The organism is Trinickia acidisoli (assembly GCF_017315725.1).
Taxonomy (GTDB): domain Bacteria; phylum Pseudomonadota; class Gammaproteobacteria; order Burkholderiales; family Burkholderiaceae; genus Trinickia; species Trinickia acidisoli.
Map to the genome: position 1 here is coordinate 1,354,751 of NZ_JAFLRG010000002.1, position 17,502 is coordinate 1,372,252.

The following is a 17,502-nucleotide window of genomic DNA, read 5'->3' on the forward strand; positions in this document are numbered from 1 at the left end:
AACAAAATGGAACACCCCGTTAAGCGCAACGTTCAAGCGTCTCCGATGGCGCTTCATGAAATTGCTTGCGATAGCTGAGGAGCAGCGTCGAACGGCTTTCGACGCCCCAGCGGCTGGCTGCACGCAACACGCTGGCATCGCCTTGCGCTGCGCCGCTCATGAGCTCCGCGCGGATCCGCTTCATGCGTTCCCGGCGTATCAACTCGCGCGGCGATAAGCCGAGCAGGCTGCGGAAAGCACTTTGCAACGCCCGTTCGGTCACACCGATCGCGGCTGCCACCTCGCGCACCGAGAGATCTCGGCGGCCGAGATTGTCGAGAACGAATTGATAAGCGCGACGATACTTACCCGTGAGCCGCACCCCCACGTCGTCCAATTGCGCCGACACCGTCGCCCCGCGTTCGACCAAAGGCCGATGCAGATGCGCGCTCTCGCGCAAGCATTGCATCGCCACGAGCGTGTAGCGGCTATAGAGTTGCCAAGCTTCCTGAGTGCGCCCTTGGTGCTGGCGGATCTTGAACAGGCTATATAGGTACTCGATCTGCCGCTGATCGGAGAACGGCTGCGGCAGGCCTTGATTGATCAACGGCTCCAATACGGTTTCGGCGGACTGCGGCGTCCCGCCGGCGAGCCCGGCAAGCGCCGCTTCGAGGCGCACGGTGCGCGCATAATCCGGCAGCTTCTCATCGTTGGCCCAATTCACATGACCGAGCAACTTCATGAAGGCCGAACGATCGCCGTTCGCGGCCGCCCGCTGGCTCTGCAATGCGTCGATACGCATCCGCAGAATCGGCGACTTAACGTTGCGAACGGCAGCCTGCCACTCGTCGCAACTGCGCAGGGGTGCCCTGTCGGCGCGTGTCACGCCGTCGCTGAGGCCCGATTGCCAGAAAACGTGATCTCGCAACGCGCTTGCCGAGCGGATCTCGGCTTGCACGGCAATATCGAAGGCGAGCGTATCGTAGGCTTCGAACCATAACGCTTTATCCGTGCTGATCTGCGTATCCAGGTGCTCGTATAAGTCCTCGAGCGCGTCGGCGGCCTGCGCCGTCTTGCCCAACTCTTTCAGTGCAAACACGAGCGCGAAACGCGCCTCCGCACCGCGTTCCGGCGCGACGTCCGACTCCTCGGCGAGCCGCCAAAAGCACGCGAGGGCGGAACTCATACGATTGCGGAACAGCGCCTGCCATCCGGCATTCCGGCAAGATGCGACGCGCAGCGCCATTGCGGTACGGATCAGCTTTTGCGAGCGACGGTAGGCTTCTTCCGCACGCACCTCGGCGCGTGCCGCCAGTTGCAGATCCGCGTGCAACTGCACGATGCTGGCAGCCTCGTCGCTCGTTCCCGGATCCTTCGCCCAGCGAGTCGCGACCGTAGCGGCATTCGCCATTTCCCCGGCAACTACGGATTTCATCAAGCGTTCGGCGATGTATCGATCGGCCACAGGCTTCGGCGTGGCAATAGTGGAAATCAAAGGGAAATAAAGAGTCGAAAACACGGCTTCACTCCTGGCGAGACATTGATCGCGACGTGTGTCGCGATTGCGATCCATTTCAATCTATCAATCGCCGTCGGCCATATCCTCAATAAAGCTGAGATCCGCACCCCTTTTGAGAACTATTGAGCATCGGCTAACGAAGGGCGGGCGTGCTCTTGGACGCATCGTTCGTTCGCGTCTGATCGCTCTTATCCGTCGCTCCATCGAGATCGGGCGATGCCAATTCGTGCATATTCACGGAAAAATCGCGCAACGTGACCTGATCGGTCACCTGATCCACGAACAAACCTACGAACAACGCGAGCATTAAAGCGGCCAGCGCGCCTTTCACCGGCTGGCCCAACGCCATCAACTCGAGCTTGGGCGCAGCGCGCGAGGCAAATCCGAAGGCAATATCGACCAGGACCAGAAGTAGTACCATCGGCGCGGCAAGCTTCGCGACCGATTGCATCAGCGAATCGGTTTGCCGCATCGTGAAGGCCTCGATAATGTTGGACATGTTCGGCGCATGTGCCGACAGCGGCCACCATTGATACGACTCGTACACGGCTTCGAGCAGCAACGTCATGCCTCCGAGCGCCCAGAATGCGGTGATCGCGATCTGCCCGAGTAAGGTGCTGATGAAGGTCGAGGTTTCCGGCCTCAACGGGTTAGTGATCTGCACGTTGTTGTAGCCGGTGAGATCGTCCATGTACGTGCCCGCCGCTTCGGCCACCCAAAACACGACCGAAGCGGCAAAACCGATCACGAGGCCGATCAACGCCTCGCGCAGGCCCACCTCGATGAGCAGTGCCCCGCGCAGCGATTCGATGAAAGATACCGGCTGCCCATAGGTCACGAAGCTGCTGAACAAGATCACGAGCGCATTGCGCACCACGCCCTGCATGACGGTGTCGCTGGTCGGCGGGAATACAAAGAACGTCACGTATAGGCGCAGGGAACATAGCCCGGTGGCGACCAAATAGCCCTCGATCCAATGGGATATTTGCGGCAGCGCGTCGAGTAAGTTCATACAGCGGCGCTCCGCTCGCGCAGCGCCCGGGCCAACGCGGCTTCCTGTGCTTCGTCGTCGGCGGCATCGGTTGCACGGTCGTCGTCCGCACGTACGAGCACTTGCATGCGCCCCGCGAAAAATTCCGCGCGGGCCTGATTGCGGGCTAGGCTTTGCCGGGCCTTATCCAGCGCCGTCTCGCGCTCCGCTAGCACGGCCTGCTGACGCTCCATTTCCACCGCGCAGGCATGCTGGCGCTCGGCCACCACTTCCAGATAGCGGCGTGCTCGATTGAAGCCATCGAGCGAGAACGGTGCGTTGCCGCCGGTCATCGCGTCGAGTTCGTCGGTGCGGGCCTGCAACGCCGCGCTCGCCTCTTGCAGGCGCTCCGCATCGAGGCGGCACTGCTCGGCCTGCGCATCGTACTCGCGCCGGCATCGCTCGAGTTCGCGGCGCAATGTTCGCTCGAGCCGTTCGCATCGGCCGATCGATACGCGCAGCGCGGCAACGCGCCGATCTTTCATTGAGACGCCCTAGCGAGTTCGGAAAGTCGAGCCTGCGTTTGCTTGAGCGTCGCGAAATCGTTGACGTCCTGCGACAGAAAATCTTCGATCATGTCGCGCTTCGCGATTGCTTCGTCGGCAAGCGCGTTATTGCCCGGCTGATATTCGCCGATCTGCAATAGCATTTCCACGTCGCGATAACTGGCCAGCAATTGGCGCAGCCGAGCCGCGGCTTTCATCGATTCCGTCGGCATCACACGCGGCATGACACGCGACAGGCTGTTCAACACATCGAGTGCCGGGTAGCGATTCTTTGCGGCAATCTCGCGTGACAGAATCATGTGTCCGTCGAGAATACTGCGCACCTCCTCCGCCACGGGATCGGTGCCGCTCTCGTCTTCCACCAGCACCGTGTAGAGCGCGGTGATCGAGCCGGCGTTTCGATTCTGCGCGCCCATACCGGCGCGCTCGAGCAACCGCGGCAGCTCGGCAAAAATCGAAGGCGGAAAGCCCCGTCTCGCAGGGGGCTCGCCGGCGGCGAGCCCGATTTCGCGCGCGGCTCGGGCAAAGCGAGTCAGCGAGTCCATCATCAAGAGCACCCGCTGTCCGCGGTCGCGAAAATACTCCGCGATCGCCGTGGCAACGTAGGCCGCCTTCATACGCTCCATGGCGGAATTGTCCGACGTCGCGCAAATCACTACCGAGCGGGCCATCCCTTGCGCGCCCAAACTTTCGTCGATGAATTCGCGCAGTTCGCGGCCACGCTCGCCGATCAATGCGATCACGCTGACGTCGCATTGCGCGCCGCGCGCAAACATCCCCATCAGCGTGCTCTTGCCGACGCCGGCGGGCGCGAAGATGCCCATGCGCTGGCCTTCGGCCAACGTCATCAAGGCGTCCACCGCACGCACCCCCGTCACGAGGGGTACCGAGATCGAGCGCCGCTGCATCGCTTGCGGAGCGGGTGCGAAAACGGGCTGCGTCGCGCTCGTTTCGATCGGGGGGCCTCCGTCTATCGGACGGCCCAGCCCATCGATCACACGGCCCAGCAACGCTTCGCCGACGCCGATTTCAAGCGCCCGTCCCAGCCCAAATACTTGGGTCGAGCGCGATACCCCCGACAGTTGCGAGAACGGGGACAGCAATGCAAGGTCGCGTGTGAACCCGACCACCTCTGCGTATTGCACCATCGGTGTCGAGCGCGCGCGCAACTCGCAGAGGTCGCCAAGCGACACGTCCAGGCCCGCCACCTTGATCAGCGTTCCCACCACCTCCACCACCTTCCCGCTGCGCACGACGTTCGACGCCGCGAGCAGCTCGCGTTCGATCTCTTCGGCGAAAGGGCCTAAATCGGCATGCCCGGGCAGCCAGGATGGATTCATACGCCGGCACTCCATGCACCATCGTTCGAGTGCGTGATCGCACGCGGCGCCACGCTCGCATTCAGCGATACGGCGACGTCCGTCTCCCCTTGCGCATCGCACGCCGCGTCGGCCATCGCCGGCTGCTCGGAGGTGCGCGCCGCATGCTCGAGTGCGCGCGACACCGCGGCACGCATGGCTCGCAGTTGCGTTTCGAGGCTGGCATCGATTGCGCCGAGATCGGATTCGGCAAAGCAACTGCCTGGTTCGAGCCGCTGGTCTGCCACAACGGAGATCGGAAAAGGCTGGCCAAGGTCGTGCCAACGCGCCGCAAGCCGATCGAATGCCGATTGCGCGCGGGCATGATCGCTTGGATGCACGCTCACGCGCAGGTACGCGGCGCCTCCCGCAATTCGGTCGATCTCGCTCAGCGCACGCTCGAACAGCAATTCCCGCTGCTGCACGGCGACGATCTTTTCGACCGCGACGGAGACCACGGACGCGAGACGCTCTCGCATCCGCGTCTGCATGAGCGCATGGGCGTCGCCCGCCTGCGCAACGCGTTCCATCCAGTCCGCGATCGCTTCTTGCTCCCCATGTCGATACCCTTGCGTGGCTGCCTCGCTGCGCTCGCGCAGCGCCGCATCGACGAGTTCGCTCGCGCGCGCATGAGCCGCCGCGATCAGGCGCTCCGCTTCTTCATGCGCCGCTCCGAGGATCGCCTCGCGCTCACTGACCAGTTGTTGCTGGCATTCGTCCAGCGAGACCAGCGTCGCGAAGTCCTCCACGCTCAGCACGTCCGTACAAGCGCCCACGCGCGACGCGCCTGGTGCAACCGCATCTTCGCAACGCGCGTTTCTCAGCCAAATAGCCATGCCCACTCCGGTAGCAAGGTGGAAAGCCGTGCGAACAATCGAGCCGTCCCCCGCGCATCGACGTCGGGCGGCAGCCTCGCCATCCATGCGGGTTCGACCAAACGATGCGGCAATGCGCAACGCAGCAAGGGACACGGCACCACCGGTACCCCGCCGCTGTCTCGTTGAATCAGCAACAACCCTTCTATCGCCAGCGCCGTTTCGTCGAGCGAAGCCAGTACCGGCATATCGATCTGGGCATGGAGCGTCGCGATATTCGGCGCCTCCGGTAAATGCGCATCGAGACACAATTTGTCGACGGCCACGCCGGCCCAGGCGGACAGCAGCGTGCGCGTGCGCTTGTCGATCAGCCTGCGCACCTCACCGCGTCGAAACGATAAAGCGCGCATTCGGAGGATTTGCAGCCCGAGCGCCGCAGGGCATGCATCCAACAGCATGGGATTGAGCATCGTGCCTTCAGGACGGGCCGACACAATCTGCTGAGAAAGCTGCTCGATGGACGGCGCATCGGCGCCGGCGCTCGCACAGAGTGCAAACGATGCGCGAGCGAGCGTACCAACCGATGCCGCTTCTACCGCGCGCGACCATCGATCGAACTGCACGGCGTCGGTACCCAGCAGCGCCATCGACCAAGAAGGATGCATCCAACGCGCGGCGGTGGCCATGTTGGCGCGACACTCGCCCAGCGCAGCCGCGGCGCGCGCGAAGGGTCGCTTGAGCGATTCGTTCATGCCGGCCGCCATGTGCGTCCTTTACGAAGCGCGACCATCATCCCGCCGGGCCCGCGGGCGAGCGTCGGGTGAATCGGCGGACCTGCTCCCTGATTCGATCGATCAGGCCCGCTGCCACGCCGTTCACGCCTTCCGCACTGCCGACATGCGCTCCGCGTCTTGCCAACGCAAACAGCGAGAGCACGGCCACGAGGCCGCCGATCCCGATCAACGCGAGCAACCATGACCACGATGTCGTCGCGGGAGGCGACAGTCTCGACACAGTGACCGGATCGGCCGCCACCGCCGTCACGCTGACTTCGTCGTAGGTCAATCCTTCCACGCTGTGCATCACGAGCGTTTTGATCTGCGGCACGAGCGCGCCGATATCGGCATCCGGTCGGTACTTGATGAATACCGCAGCCGACGAGGGCTTGACCGTCTGCGCCAGCGGATCGTTATTCGGCAATACGATCTGGACACGCGCGACGAGCACGCCGTCGATCTTCGAAAGCGTGGAGCCGAGCTCCTGAGACAACCCATAAATGAAGCGGACGCGCTCTTCGGTCGGCGTCGAGACGAGGCCGTCCTTCTTGAATAGGTCGCCGAGGTTGTCGTAACTACTATGCGGCAGACCTGCTTCGCGCAAGACCTGCATGGCCGGCACCATCTGATCGCTCGCGACATCGAGCGACCAGGTCTTGCCGTCGTCGGGCGTGTCCTTCTCCGCGTCGACGCCGTGCTCGAGCAGTGCGACCACCATTTCGTTTGCGGCTTGCTCGGAAAGCTTTCCGTACAGTTCTTTCTTGCAGCCGCCAAGCAGAACGCAAAGCAGAACCCCCAACAGCACCCCGCAGCCCCGGCGGCGCAACACGCATCGATCAAGCATGAGATATCCCGTCCCAACAGACGTTCTCGAACGCAGCCGTACAACCGGCGCACCATTGCTCGCCATTGAATCTCGATGGCGCAGCCTCGCGCACGTCGGCGGATGCGTCAACGGCTAGCGCTGCCGGAGCGATGAACGCGAATCGACTACGCGATCGTCTCTACGCGCGCAGAAAGCCCATTTGATGGTCGACAGCAGTGGTCGGCTCGTGCGGCGCAATTGGCGCGGCGGGCTCGTCCATCAGCGCCTTGACCGAATCGGGCACCACGAATTGGGCCCCGAGCCTAGTGGCCCGCTGTGCCTCCATCAGGTCGTGCCGTGCAATGAGCACGCGCACAAGCTGCTGCGCATCACGCGATTCGTGGTTGGCCATCACCTCGCCGGCGCGCTGCTGCCATTCCGGATCGCCCTTGGCCGCAAGACTGAATGCCAGCAGCGCCCGCGCATACGCAAAGCCGGGCGACGTTTCCGATACCTGCCGCAAAATCCGGACGGCGTCGTCGTAGCAACCCTTCACGATGCAATGAATGCCGTCCAGCGCATCCAATTCGGGCGAATCGGGGCGCAACACATGCAGCGCATCCAGCACCATGCCGGCGTCGTTGGAGTCGACAACGGTGTCAGGGAAGTTATCCATCAGCGCAGCGCAGACCGTCTCGATCAATCCGCCAACGACGTCGGCGCTGCAGTTCAAATATTCTTGGTTGTTCGCGTACACGGCTGCTGACTCCTGAGCGAATGGGACCGACACGATCAAGTTAGCATCGCGCTTCGTCTGACGAGAAGCGCCAATCCGAAGCATGCATTCCCGAGCCGAAGCGGCACCGCGCTTCGCAACGCACCCACGCACTTCGTCTTGCGATTGGCCGCCGCTCGACCTGGGGCGCTATTTTCGTATTTGAGCCATGCGTGCAGGACCCAGCGAAGAGGATCCATGAGTCAGTCTCAGTCCGACGAAAAGACCGAAAAGCCCACCACCAAGAAGCTCAAAGATGCGCGCAAGGAGGGCCAGGTCGCGCATAGTGAGGATTTCACCGCCGCGGTCAGTATGGCCGCGGTGGTGATCTTGCTCGCGGCGGGCGCGAGCTACTTGCACGGAGTATTCCAAGAGATCGTCGTCGTTGCGATGCAATTCGTCAACGGCGATCACTCGACTACCAACATCCACGCGCAGTTGATGAGGATCGGGCGTGCGCTCTTGGATGCCGTCGTTCCATGCATATGCGCCGCCGCGCTGGCCTCGCTGCTCACGCAGATTTTCCAGGTCGGCTTCAAGGTCGCAATGAAGCCCGTCGTCCCGAACATGATGTCGGTGCATCCGATGAACGGGCTCAAACGCATCTTCGCGCTGCGCACGGTCGTGGAGATGGTGAAGATGGTGGTGAAAGTCACGCTGGTTGCCATCGTTGCGTATGTCACCTTGAAAGCACTGTTCCCGCTGATCGTCGGGTCGCTGTATCAGCCGCTCTCGGGTCTCGTGCAAATGACCGGAGACGTCGTGTTGAAGCTGACGGCCGTCATCGCCGCGATCTTCGTCCTGATAGGTGCCGCCGACATCAAGCTGCAATCGGCCTTGTTCATCAAAAAGATGATGATGAGCAAGCAAGAAGTGAAACGCGAGCACAAGCAACGCGAGGGCGACCCGAAGATCAAGCAGGAACGCCGCCGCCTCGCTCGCGAATACGTGAGCGGGCCGGCCCCCTCGCGCGTGCAGTTGGCCAATGTCATGCTCGTCAATCCCACGCACTATGCGGTCGCGATTCGCTACGCGCCCGATGAACATCCGTTGCCGCGTGTGATCGCCAAAGGGATGGACGAGCAAGCGGCCATGCTTCGCGTGCTCGCGCGCGACGCTAGCGTCCCGATCATCGGCAATCCGCCCGTGGCTCGCGCGCTATATCGAGTCGGGTTGGATGAGCCGATTCCGGAAGAACTCTTCGAAACGGTGGCGGCCATCCTGCGATGGATCGAAGCCATCGGCGCCAAACGCGACGCCCCCTCCTTTTCTCGCAGCAGCGATACGTCGGAGCTGCCATGCTGAAGTCCCTGAAAGTGCCTGCAGGCGGCGAGATCGGCATTGCCGCGCTCGTCGTCGCCATCATCTCGCTGATGATCCTGCCGTTGCCGCCATTTCTCATCGACGTCCTGCTGGCGCTCAACATCTCGATCAGCGTGACCTTGCTGATGATCACGCTTTATGTGCCGAGCGTCCTTTCGCTCTCGGCGTTCCCGTCGCTCCTGCTGTTCACCACGCTGTACCGGCTGTCGCTGAACATCGCATCGACCAAGTCGATTCTGCTGCATGCGGAGGCCGGCCACATCATCGATAGTTTCGGCGAGCTCGTGGTGGGCGGCAACCTGGTTGTCGGCCTCGTCGTGTTCGCGATCATCACGACCGTGCAGTTCATCGTCATCGCAAAGGGCTCGGAGCGCGTAGCCGAAGTCGGTGCGCGCTTCACGCTCGATGCGATGCCCGGCAAGCAGATGAGCATCGACGCCGATCTGCGCGCGAATCTGCTGACCGGCGAGCAGGCACGACTCAAACGCGCGACGCTCGCGGTGGAAAGCCAATTGCACGGCGGTATGGATGGGGCAATGAAGTTCGTCAAGGGCGATGCGATCGCGGGGTTGATCATCACGACGATCAATATCGTCGCCGGCATCGCCATCGGCGTGGCCTACCACGGGATGACCGTCTCGGACGCCGCGAGCCGCTTCTCGGTGCTGTCCGTCGGCGATGCGATGGTGTCGCAGATTCCGTCGCTGCTTCTGTCGGTTGCCGCCGGCGTAATGATCACGCGTGTGACCGACGAACGGCGCAAGGGGATTTCGCTCGGCGATGAAATCGGACGGCAGCTCAGCTCCAATACTCGCGCGTTGTATTGCGCGGCGGCGCTCCTGCTTGCGTTCGCGGCGGTGCCCGGTTTCCCCGCTGCGCTGTTCATCCTGATTTCGGGAACGTTGGCATTCGCGGCTTACCGGCTAGGCAAGAAAGCGCCGAGAGAGCATGGCAACGAAGGCGAGCCGCTCAAAGCCATGCAGCGTTCCGGATCGAAAACGGACGTGCCGCCGATTCTTTCGCGAGCGCCTCAATTTACTTGCGCGCTCGGTGTGCGCGTCGCGCCCGATCTTGCCGCGAGGCTCTCGATGCTGTCGCTCGATCAGTCGTTCGATACGGAGCGCGCGCAGTTGCAAGACGAGCTGGGGCTCCCGTTCCCAGGCATCGTCATGTGGAAGCACGATGCCCTCCCCGCACATACATTCGAGATTCTCGTTCACGACGTGCCGCAACTGCGCGTCGAATTGCCGCTTGGAAAAGTACTGCTGCTTCCCAACGCGGCCGCCGCGATTCCTTCGCTATTGCCCGATGGCGCTCCGAACGCGAATGCGGCCGCGCACGAAGCGCTGCTTGCAAGCAGCGAAACGCGCGGCCCGATCGATGCGACCGGCGGCGCAACGCACTGGATCGACGAACGGCAATCGCCCTCCAAAACCGCTGTATGGCGCACCGAGCAGATCGTTGCGCACGCGTCGGTGAGCATCATGCGTCGGCACGCACCGCTCTTTCTCGGGATTCAGGAAGTGCAATGGATCTTCGATCAGCTCGCCGCCGAGTATCCAGGGCTCGTCACCGAAGTGCAAAAAGTACTGCCGTCGCAGCGGATCGCCGACGTATTGCGCCGGCTGTTGGAGGAGAACATTTCCATTCGCAACGTGCGCGCCATCATGGAAAGCCTGATGGTTTGGGGCCCTAAGGAAAAAGACACGTTGATGCTGACCGAGTATGTACGCGGCGACCTGTCGCGCTTCATCGCGCATCAGGCCACGGGTGGAAGCGGCACATTGTCCGCCGTGCTGCTCGATCTGCAGGTCGAGCAGCACATTCGGCACTCGATCAAGCAAACGCCCACGGGCAACTTTCTAGCACTGTCGCCGGAGGATACGGCACTGCTGACCGAGCGGATCGAGGAATACGCGGGTCAGAAGCCCCGAAAAGACGTTGCACTGGTGACGTCGATGGACATCCGCCGGTACGTGCGGCGCATGATCGAATCTCGTATCGGCTGGCTGAGCGTCTATTCATACCAAGAGCTGGCTGAGCACGTGGAACTCATGCCGCTGGGCCGCGTCGCGCTCTAAGGGCGGTCATGACCTCCATTTCGTCGCGGCATGCGCGAGACCCGCTCGATGCGGAGCTAGACCATGGTTTGCCGAGCGCTGGCGAGACTCAGTCGCGGTTCGACTACGCGAAACTGCTGCGCGCCAGAGCGGCGCCGCATCGCCCCGTGACGCGGGCAGGACCGATATCGCAACACCCTCCCGCTTTGTCGCAGCAAAGCGGCACGCGGGAAGACGACGAACAACAGCGTCGCGCTGCCACGGCCGACGGGCAGTCGCGTGAAGACGTCGAGCCAGCCATTACCCCCGATAACGCGGCCAATCGGGCGCTCGCCTCGCGCGTCGCACATGCGGCCGAGCCCGTCGTGTCGTCGGTGCTCGAACGACAGCAGCGCGTCTTACATCTCGTCGGCACGCTGGCGCGTGAAATCGCCGGCTTTTGCAGCGACCCGTCGATCGCGAGCAGCGGCAACTGGGAAGTGCAGATGCGGCTCGACGAGCGTCTATTCCCGCATACCACGCTATACCTCACCCTTTCGTGTTTCACCGTCGACCTTCGGTTCGACGCTCTTGACTTCGAGGTGAAGCAACTACTCTTGGACCATAGTTCGATGCTCGAGCGGGAGCTCGGTGCAGCGCTTAGTGCATGGGGCGAGTCCCGCGACATAAAACTGACGGTCTGGTGACGGGCTAATCCAATCATGGATGCTTCCTATACTGAACTCCGCGACGAGCCGACTGCGGCATCAACGTTCGACACCCTGCTCGTGTCGCCCTCGATGAACTCGAGCATTGCGCGAGCTTCGGCTATACGCGGCACGACCCGCATCATGGCGAACTGCAGCGTGCCCGTGTCGCAACCGCCCTTACCGGCTATCGCCCCGGAAGCGCTGCGGCTGTCGCAGAGCATTTGCGATGTCCGCTTTGCGCGCTGCGCGGCGACCACCGAGATCGACGTTGTCAGCATTGCCGTTCTCGACGCTTCCCGCGCGGCGGATAAAGCGTCCGCTGCGCGTGACCCCGCAGTGCTCACGATCGCGTTTTCCACGGCCGCGACACCAGCGCAACGGTTCAACGCTTTGATCGAGCTCGATCTCGACGAGTACCCCGCGCTACGCATTGCGCTCGGCACCGAGAACACCAATCCGGCAGCCACGGCGGCAAACGCCGTCGCAACGAAGCGGCGTCAGGCTCTGACGCTGAGCGTCGCCGAACTGTTGATCGAATCGCTCCTCACGCGGCTTAGCGCGCTGCATTTCGACAATCTGCGCCTGATCGGCATCGCACGCGGTCGAATCGCACAGATGTCCGGCGGATCATTGGTTCATTTAGTTCTATCGCCCCGCGATGCGAACGCGGCAATCGGCGGGTCGCGCGTCTACTACGAGCACACCGTGTCGCTTCCCGATTGCGCCGTCGACTGCATCGACGCGCTCGTGCAAGACGCGCCCGTCGATCTTCAGTTCGGCGAATTGACCGTACCGGGCAGTCTCGTGATCGGCACGAAGCGGCTGTCGGTCGACACGCTCGCTCGGCTTCAGCCCGGCGACGTGTTGCTGCGCGCGCTCTTCCCTTCGTTCGACGCTCGGTTGCTCTTCTCGACGAACGAAGCACTCGGAGACGACGAGGACGACGCGTTATCGAGCGACACCGCGGGGAGCGCCCTCGCCGCTTGGGGAACGACCGGCCTTGTCCGTCTGTGCGCCATCGCCCGGTTCGACGCAATCTCGGCGGTTATCACTAAGGAGACCTATATGTCGGACCATCTGGACCCAGCGTTCATCGACGCCGGCCTATCCGCCGATCAGCAGGGCGATTCGGCCCGTATCGGCGATCTCGAGCTTCCGGTCCAGTTCGAAATCGACACGCTAGCTATCCCGCTTTCGCAGCTATCGGCGATCGGGCCCGGCTACGTCATCGAATTTCCCGTGCCGTTCCGCGATGCGAAGCTGCGTCTCGTGGCCCACGGCAGCACGATCGGCCACGGCGAGTTGGTGACGGTGGGCGATCACCTCGGCGTGCGCATCGTGCGCATGGCTCACAACGACAACACCTTGCCCAGGGCCGACGATGGTTCAATTTAGCGACATTACCGGACTGCTGCTCGCGATCGTCGCTATCAGCCTCGTGCCGTTCGTCGCGATGGTCGTGACATCGTACGCAAAGATCGTCGTCGTGCTCGGCTTGCTGCGCAATGCGCTCGGCGTCCAGCAAGTGCCGCCGAACATGGTACTCAACGGCATCGCGGTCCTCGTGACTGTCTACGTCATGGCGCCGATCGGCCTCGCGGCATCGAAGGCACTCGAAAGTCAGCCCATCGCGGCGCAGTCGTCGCAGGCCATGTTGCAGCTCTTCGATGCCGCACGCGAACCTTTCCGCTCGTTTCTCGAGAAGCACGTGCAAGAACGCGAGAAGCTCTTCTTCTTACGCTCGGCAAACATGGTGTGGCCTAAGGAGGAGGCGAAGGCGCTGAAAGAGAACGATTTGATCGTGCTTGCGCCGGCATTTACGCTGACCGAGCTGACCGAGGCATTCAAGATCGGCTTCATGCTCTACATCGCGTTCATCGTGGTCGATCTAATCATCGCCAACATATTGCTAGCGCTTGGCTTGAACCAAGTCACTCCGACCAACGTCGCCATTCCGTTCAAGCTTCTCCTGTTCGTCGTGATGGACGGATGGTCGACGCTGATTCACGGGCTCGTGATGACCTACCGCTGAAGGCAGCCATGCCGCTGGACACGCTTATCCAGTTCACCACGCAAGGCATGCTGCTGTGTTTGACGGTGTCGCTACCCGCGGTGATCGTCGCAGCGCTTGTCGGGCTCATCATCTCGTTCTTGCAGGCGATTACGTCGATGCAGGATCAGTCGATCTCGCATGCCGTCAAGCTGGTCGCCGTGACCGTCGTGATCGTCATCGCGGCGCCGTTCTCTTGCGCGGCCGTACTGCATTTCGCCAACGAGATGATGAGCACCGTGTTGCCGCAATAGCAAGGCGACGAAACCGATGATGGGCACGCACCGATGACGAGGATCGACGCACACAACGAAATGATCGCGGCGCAACGCGAACACGAGCAGATGGAGCAAGCGCAGCAGCGCAATGCGACGCTTCACCACGGGACGAGCTTTGCTTACGGCAGTAACTCACCGCATGGTCGGATGATGCGGTCCCTTCGCATGCGGCAACTGCAAATGTCGGCCCGCTTGCGCGCGATGTTGATGAAGCGCAAATCCGGCGCGCAGGAAGAGGCCGATGCGGAAGCCGCCGCGCGCGAGGAATCCATCGAGCGAAGGCCGTCCGAGCGAGAAGACGACGGAAACGAACGACAGCGCGCAGGCGACAGCGCCGATCGTTCTGGACATCCTCGAATCAAAACGCTCATGCCGAACAGCCGGCACAAGGTCAATCGGCGACAAGACGATGGCCGCGGCAGTAGTGGTGGTGGGGGCGGCCGTGGGGGCGACAGCAGCGGCGGTAGTGGTGGTGGTGGTGGTAGTGGCGGTGGCAACGGAAACGGCAGTGGGAGTAACGGTGGCGGTGGTAGCAACAACGGCAACGGCGAACCCGGGAGTGGTCGCGGCCAAGGACGCGATGACGATGGCCAAGGCGAACATCTCGATCAATCGCTGGATGCGATCGCGCGAAGCGGGCATTTTCCGATCGGAGGCATGCTCGGCGAGATGGTCGCGCAGGCCGGGATGGACGGTGTGGACGCGCTGCATAGCGACGCGTTCGGGACAGCGTGGATAGACGACATCCACGCACTACTGAGCAAACTAGCCTCCAACCCGGGGACTGACTTCCAAGCGTGCGCGCTCGAACTGAACCTCTCCTGGCTTCATGTCCAGGAGAGGTTCGGCAGGCACGAGTCGGGCGGAATCGCCAGATTCATTGAGCGTGCGCCGCCGCGGGGAGCAATCGAATCAGGTGAGACGGATCCCCTCCCCGCATCGACGCAAGAAGACCCGGACGCGGATTCGCGTTCGACACCCCGCCAGGCCGAGCGGCTTCGCGATGCGCGCGTTCTTGCCCCGCTGCTGTCGTTGAACGGAAACCATCCTCGCCGTGCCGCCTGGCTCGCTCGTGCGACGGCGAGACTCGAAGGCATGCAGGCACTCACGCGTTGCGCACGGCTACGCGCGACGACGCAAGAACACACGCTCGGTGACGATGCACCGTCCTCGCTAAAGCACCGCGATTCGGAAGCGTCGGCGTGATTCCTTGACTCCGCGATTTCGCGTACGCCGGATCGCGTTCGCATTGCGCGCAGACGTTGGCGTGCGACACGCGTATCGTGAATCGGTGTCGCAGACAGGTAGACGCGAAGCGCGCATAACAAGCACCGGCGCGACGCGTAAAGAGAGGCGCGAGTTCAGCTCACGCAATCGAACGAGAGGGGGCCCGGTGAAGATTCTCCAAGTATTGCCTGGTATTGGCGACCACATCGCGTTGAGTGCACCCGCGAGCGTGAGCGGGGCTTCGCGTGAGTTCTGAGCGCTATACGCAGGCCATAACGGAACTATGCGAGGCCGTAGGATTGCCCGATGTCGATCACGTCCTCGAGACTCGTTCGATCGATGTCGAAGGGTTTGATGTCCGGCTCGACTACTTCGATCGCGACCTCGAAGCGATGTACGCGAATTTCCACTACGGGACGGTGACAGCCGGACGCACGCTCGTCGTTTTCCGTTTGATGCTCGAGGCCAACCTGCTCATCTACGCGCAGGACCAGGCACAGTTGGGCCTCGATACCGACACCGGCGGTATCGTCCTCGTATTGCGCCTGCCGTTCGGCGATGAACTCACGGGCGACTTGATCGCGGAACTGCTGGCGCACTATGCGGAGCACGGCCGCTACTGGCGCGGCAACATCATCGAATCGTCCGACGAGATGTTCGAAGGCATTGCATCGGGCGAATATTTTTGGCTACGCGCATGATATCGCCGATCGAACTGCCAGGCACCTCCCCGATCGGTTCCGGCCGCACCGCCGACGTCTTCGCTTGGAACACGCATTGGGTACTGAAGCTGTTTCATCAGGAGCTCTCGCACAATTACGCTCATGGGGAACAGCGTATTGCTCGCGCGGTTCGGGAGGCGTTGCACGATGCCGCGTTCTGCGTACCCGAGGTTGGCGAGGTCGTCGTCATCCAAGCTCGCGTCGGCCTCGTCTATGCGCGTGCCGCGGGTACGCTATTGACACGAGCCTACGCTCAGAAGGACCCACACCGCCTAGCAATACAGGTCGGCGAGCGCCTCGCTGAACTCCATCTCGACATCCATCGCGTCGATTCGCGTACACATCGTTCGCTCGACGCTTTGCCCGATCAACGGCAACGATTTCGACGCGCGATCGGATCGGTAACAGGCGTGTCCGATGAGCACCGGCATGCACTGCTATGCCTATTGGAGGAAGTCGATTGCACCGCGCACAGCCTCTGTCACGGCGACTTCCACCCGCACAACGTCTTGCAGGACGAGAACGGCAGGGCAAGCGTGATCGACTGGGTCATCGCCGAACGCGGCAATCCACTCTGCGACGCCGCGACGACCTCGCTATTGCTGCGCTTTGCGCCAATCGCCGGGGCTGCGCGGACCGATCCCGCACACGCCGCAATGCGGCGTGTGATACGGCATGCCTACTTGAGCCGGTACTTCGCCGTCGACGACAACGCGCAACGCCGAGCGCAATTCGAACGCTGGCTGCCGCTGGCCGCCGCGGTGCGAGTGGCAAACCGCATAGGGGCAGCAGAGCGCGCGGATCTGCTCGCGTTGATCGAGCGCCGGCTTACACCCCAATCGGCTGGGCTACGGCGTCATTCCAACGTGCGTTCGGGCAGCGCAATGAGTGAAACGCAATCGTTCAATGTCAGTTAGAAGGAGCCACGATGTCCAGCGACGTACAACACGAACGATACTACGCAGCTCGCGCCCCCGAATACGACGCATCCGTCGGATATGGCAGCACGGCCATCGAGACAGCGCTGGCGCCGCTCAAAGCGCGTCTCGCCGAGCGGTTGAAAGGGCTCGACGTCCTCGAGATCGCCTGCGGCACCGGCTATTGGACCAACGTCGCCGCACGAACGGCACGCTCGATCCTTGCAGTGGATTTCGATTCGACGTCGCTGGGGCTCGCGCAAACGCGTATGGCGATGCACGACCACGTATCGTTTCATCGCGCCGACGCCTATCGACTCGACGGCGTACCGTCGGAATTCACTGGCGCGTTCGGGATGTTCTGGTGGTCGCACATGCCTCACGCCCGAATCGGGGAATTCCTCGATGCACTGCACAGTAAGCTGCAGCAAGGCGCGAGCGTCACGTTCGCTGATCAGATGCCGTACGCCCATACCGGTTCGCGGCACACGGACAATCACGGTAACGCTATTGAAGAGCGCGCTCTGTTCGACGGGACACGCTTTGAAATCGTCAAGAACTTTCCGACCGCGAAGCAAATGTCGCAATGGCTCGAACGACGCGGGCGCGACGTCGAGTTCATCACCGATCCGAACTCGCGCTTGTGGCTCGTCAATTATCGCGTCGCGTAACG

At 62.4% G+C, this 17,502-nt stretch carries 18 protein-coding genes; 9 read left to right on the forward strand and 9 right to left on the reverse strand.

Translation table 11 applies throughout. The features are described 5' to 3' along the window. Positions 1-19: 19 nt before the first annotated feature. The 8 genes from J3485_RS29475 to J3485_RS24480 form a co-directional block, all read right to left on the reverse strand. Positions 20-1,498, reverse strand: coding sequence for a helix-turn-helix transcriptional regulator (locus J3485_RS29475; RefSeq protein ID WP_206956907.1), 1,479 nt, complete (start codon positions 1,496-1,498; stop codon positions 20-22). Between the two features lie 133 nt (positions 1,499-1,631). After that, a complete protein-coding gene (sctT, locus tag J3485_RS24450) occupies positions 1,632-2,510 on the reverse strand; it encodes a type III secretion system export apparatus subunit SctT (protein ID WP_206956908.1) in 879 nt (292 codons plus the stop codon). Then, positions 2,507-3,013: a hypothetical protein gene (locus J3485_RS24455; RefSeq protein WP_206956909.1), complete on the reverse strand. Its 507-nt coding sequence runs from the start codon at positions 3,011-3,013 to the stop codon at positions 2,507-2,509. Before J3485_RS24455 ends, sctT begins: the two co-directional genes overlap by 4 nt. Next, positions 3,010-4,374, reverse strand: a complete 1,365-nt coding sequence (sctN, locus tag J3485_RS24460; RefSeq protein WP_206956910.1) for a type III secretion system ATPase SctN — start codon at positions 4,372-4,374, stop codon at positions 3,010-3,012. The genes J3485_RS24455 and sctN overlap by 4 nt, the downstream gene beginning before the upstream one ends. Then, on the reverse strand, positions 4,371-5,228 hold the full coding sequence (sctL, locus tag J3485_RS24465) for a type III secretion system stator protein SctL (protein ID WP_206956911.1): 858 nt from the start codon (positions 5,226-5,228) through the stop codon (positions 4,371-4,373). Before sctL ends, sctN begins: the two co-directional genes overlap by 4 nt. Then, positions 5,213-5,959 (reverse strand): type III secretion protein HrpB4, encoded by a 747-nt coding sequence (locus tag J3485_RS24470; RefSeq protein ID WP_206956912.1) that lies wholly within the window; start codon positions 5,957-5,959, stop codon positions 5,213-5,215. Before J3485_RS24470 ends, sctL begins: the two co-directional genes overlap by 16 nt. Positions 5,960-5,996: 37 nt before the next feature. Next, the gene (gene sctJ / locus J3485_RS24475) at positions 5,997-6,827 is read right to left on the reverse strand and encodes a type III secretion system inner membrane ring lipoprotein SctJ (RefSeq protein WP_206956913.1); all 831 of its coding nucleotides are present in this window, start codon (positions 6,825-6,827) and stop codon (positions 5,997-5,999) included. Between the two features lie 160 nt (positions 6,828-6,987). Further along, a complete protein-coding gene (locus J3485_RS24480; protein WP_206956914.1) occupies positions 6,988-7,545 on the reverse strand; it encodes an HrpB1 family type III secretion system apparatus protein in 558 nt (185 codons plus the stop codon). A gap of 216 nt (positions 7,546-7,761) precedes the next feature. Between J3485_RS24480 and sctU the strand changes: the two genes are divergently transcribed. From sctU to sctS, 6 genes are all read left to right on the forward strand, one after another. Next, on the forward strand, positions 7,762-8,868 hold the full coding sequence (gene sctU, locus J3485_RS24485) for a type III secretion system export apparatus subunit SctU (protein ID WP_206956915.1): 1,107 nt from the start codon (positions 7,762-7,764) through the stop codon (positions 8,866-8,868). Then, complete coding sequence (gene sctV, locus J3485_RS24490; RefSeq protein ID WP_206956916.1) at positions 8,862-10,967, forward strand: type III secretion system export apparatus subunit SctV; 2,106 nt, start codon at positions 8,862-8,864, stop codon at positions 10,965-10,967. The genes sctU and sctV overlap by 7 nt, the downstream gene beginning before the upstream one ends. A gap of 8 nt (positions 10,968-10,975) precedes the next feature. Further along, a complete protein-coding gene (sctP, locus tag J3485_RS24495; protein WP_206956917.1) occupies positions 10,976-11,632 on the forward strand; it encodes a type III secretion system protein SctP in 657 nt (218 codons plus the stop codon). Positions 11,633-11,776: 144 nt separating this feature from the next. Further along, on the forward strand, positions 11,777-13,030 hold the full coding sequence (gene sctQ, locus J3485_RS24500) for a type III secretion system cytoplasmic ring protein SctQ (protein ID WP_206956918.1): 1,254 nt from the start codon (positions 11,777-11,779) through the stop codon (positions 13,028-13,030). Next, positions 13,017-13,667, forward strand: a complete 651-nt coding sequence (gene sctR / locus J3485_RS24505; protein ID WP_206956919.1) for a type III secretion system export apparatus subunit SctR — start codon at positions 13,017-13,019, stop codon at positions 13,665-13,667. The genes sctQ and sctR overlap by 14 nt, the downstream gene beginning before the upstream one ends. A gap of 8 nt (positions 13,668-13,675) precedes the next feature. Further along, positions 13,676-13,939 carry a type III secretion system export apparatus subunit SctS gene (gene sctS, locus J3485_RS24510; protein ID WP_206956920.1) on the forward strand — a complete coding sequence of 88 codons (264 nt, stop codon included), beginning with the start codon at positions 13,676-13,678 and terminating at the stop codon, positions 13,937-13,939. 156 nt (positions 13,940-14,095) lie between these two features. Here the strand turns inward: sctS and J3485_RS24515 are convergent, their stop codons facing one another. Then, a complete protein-coding gene (locus J3485_RS24515; RefSeq protein ID WP_206956921.1) occupies positions 14,096-14,674 on the reverse strand; it encodes a hypothetical protein in 579 nt (192 codons plus the stop codon). 761 nt (positions 14,675-15,435) lie between these two features. On the opposite strand from J3485_RS24515, the gene J3485_RS24520 reads away from it, so the two are divergent. From J3485_RS24520 to J3485_RS24530, 3 genes are read left to right on the forward strand one after another with little or no spacing between them, the layout of a single operon-like run. Further along, positions 15,436-15,891: a CesT family type III secretion system chaperone gene (locus J3485_RS24520; protein ID WP_206956922.1), complete on the forward strand. Its 456-nt coding sequence runs from the start codon at positions 15,436-15,438 to the stop codon at positions 15,889-15,891. Next, positions 15,888-16,829 carry a phosphotransferase family protein gene (locus tag J3485_RS24525; RefSeq protein ID WP_206956923.1) on the forward strand — a complete coding sequence of 314 codons (942 nt, stop codon included), beginning with the start codon at positions 15,888-15,890 and terminating at the stop codon, positions 16,827-16,829. Before J3485_RS24520 ends, J3485_RS24525 begins: the two co-directional genes overlap by 4 nt. An 11-nt stretch (positions 16,830-16,840) precedes the next feature. Then, positions 16,841-17,500 carry a class I SAM-dependent methyltransferase gene (locus tag J3485_RS24530; protein WP_206956924.1) on the forward strand — a complete coding sequence of 220 codons (660 nt, stop codon included), beginning with the start codon at positions 16,841-16,843 and terminating at the stop codon, positions 17,498-17,500. Positions 17,501-17,502: the final 2 nt, after the last annotated feature.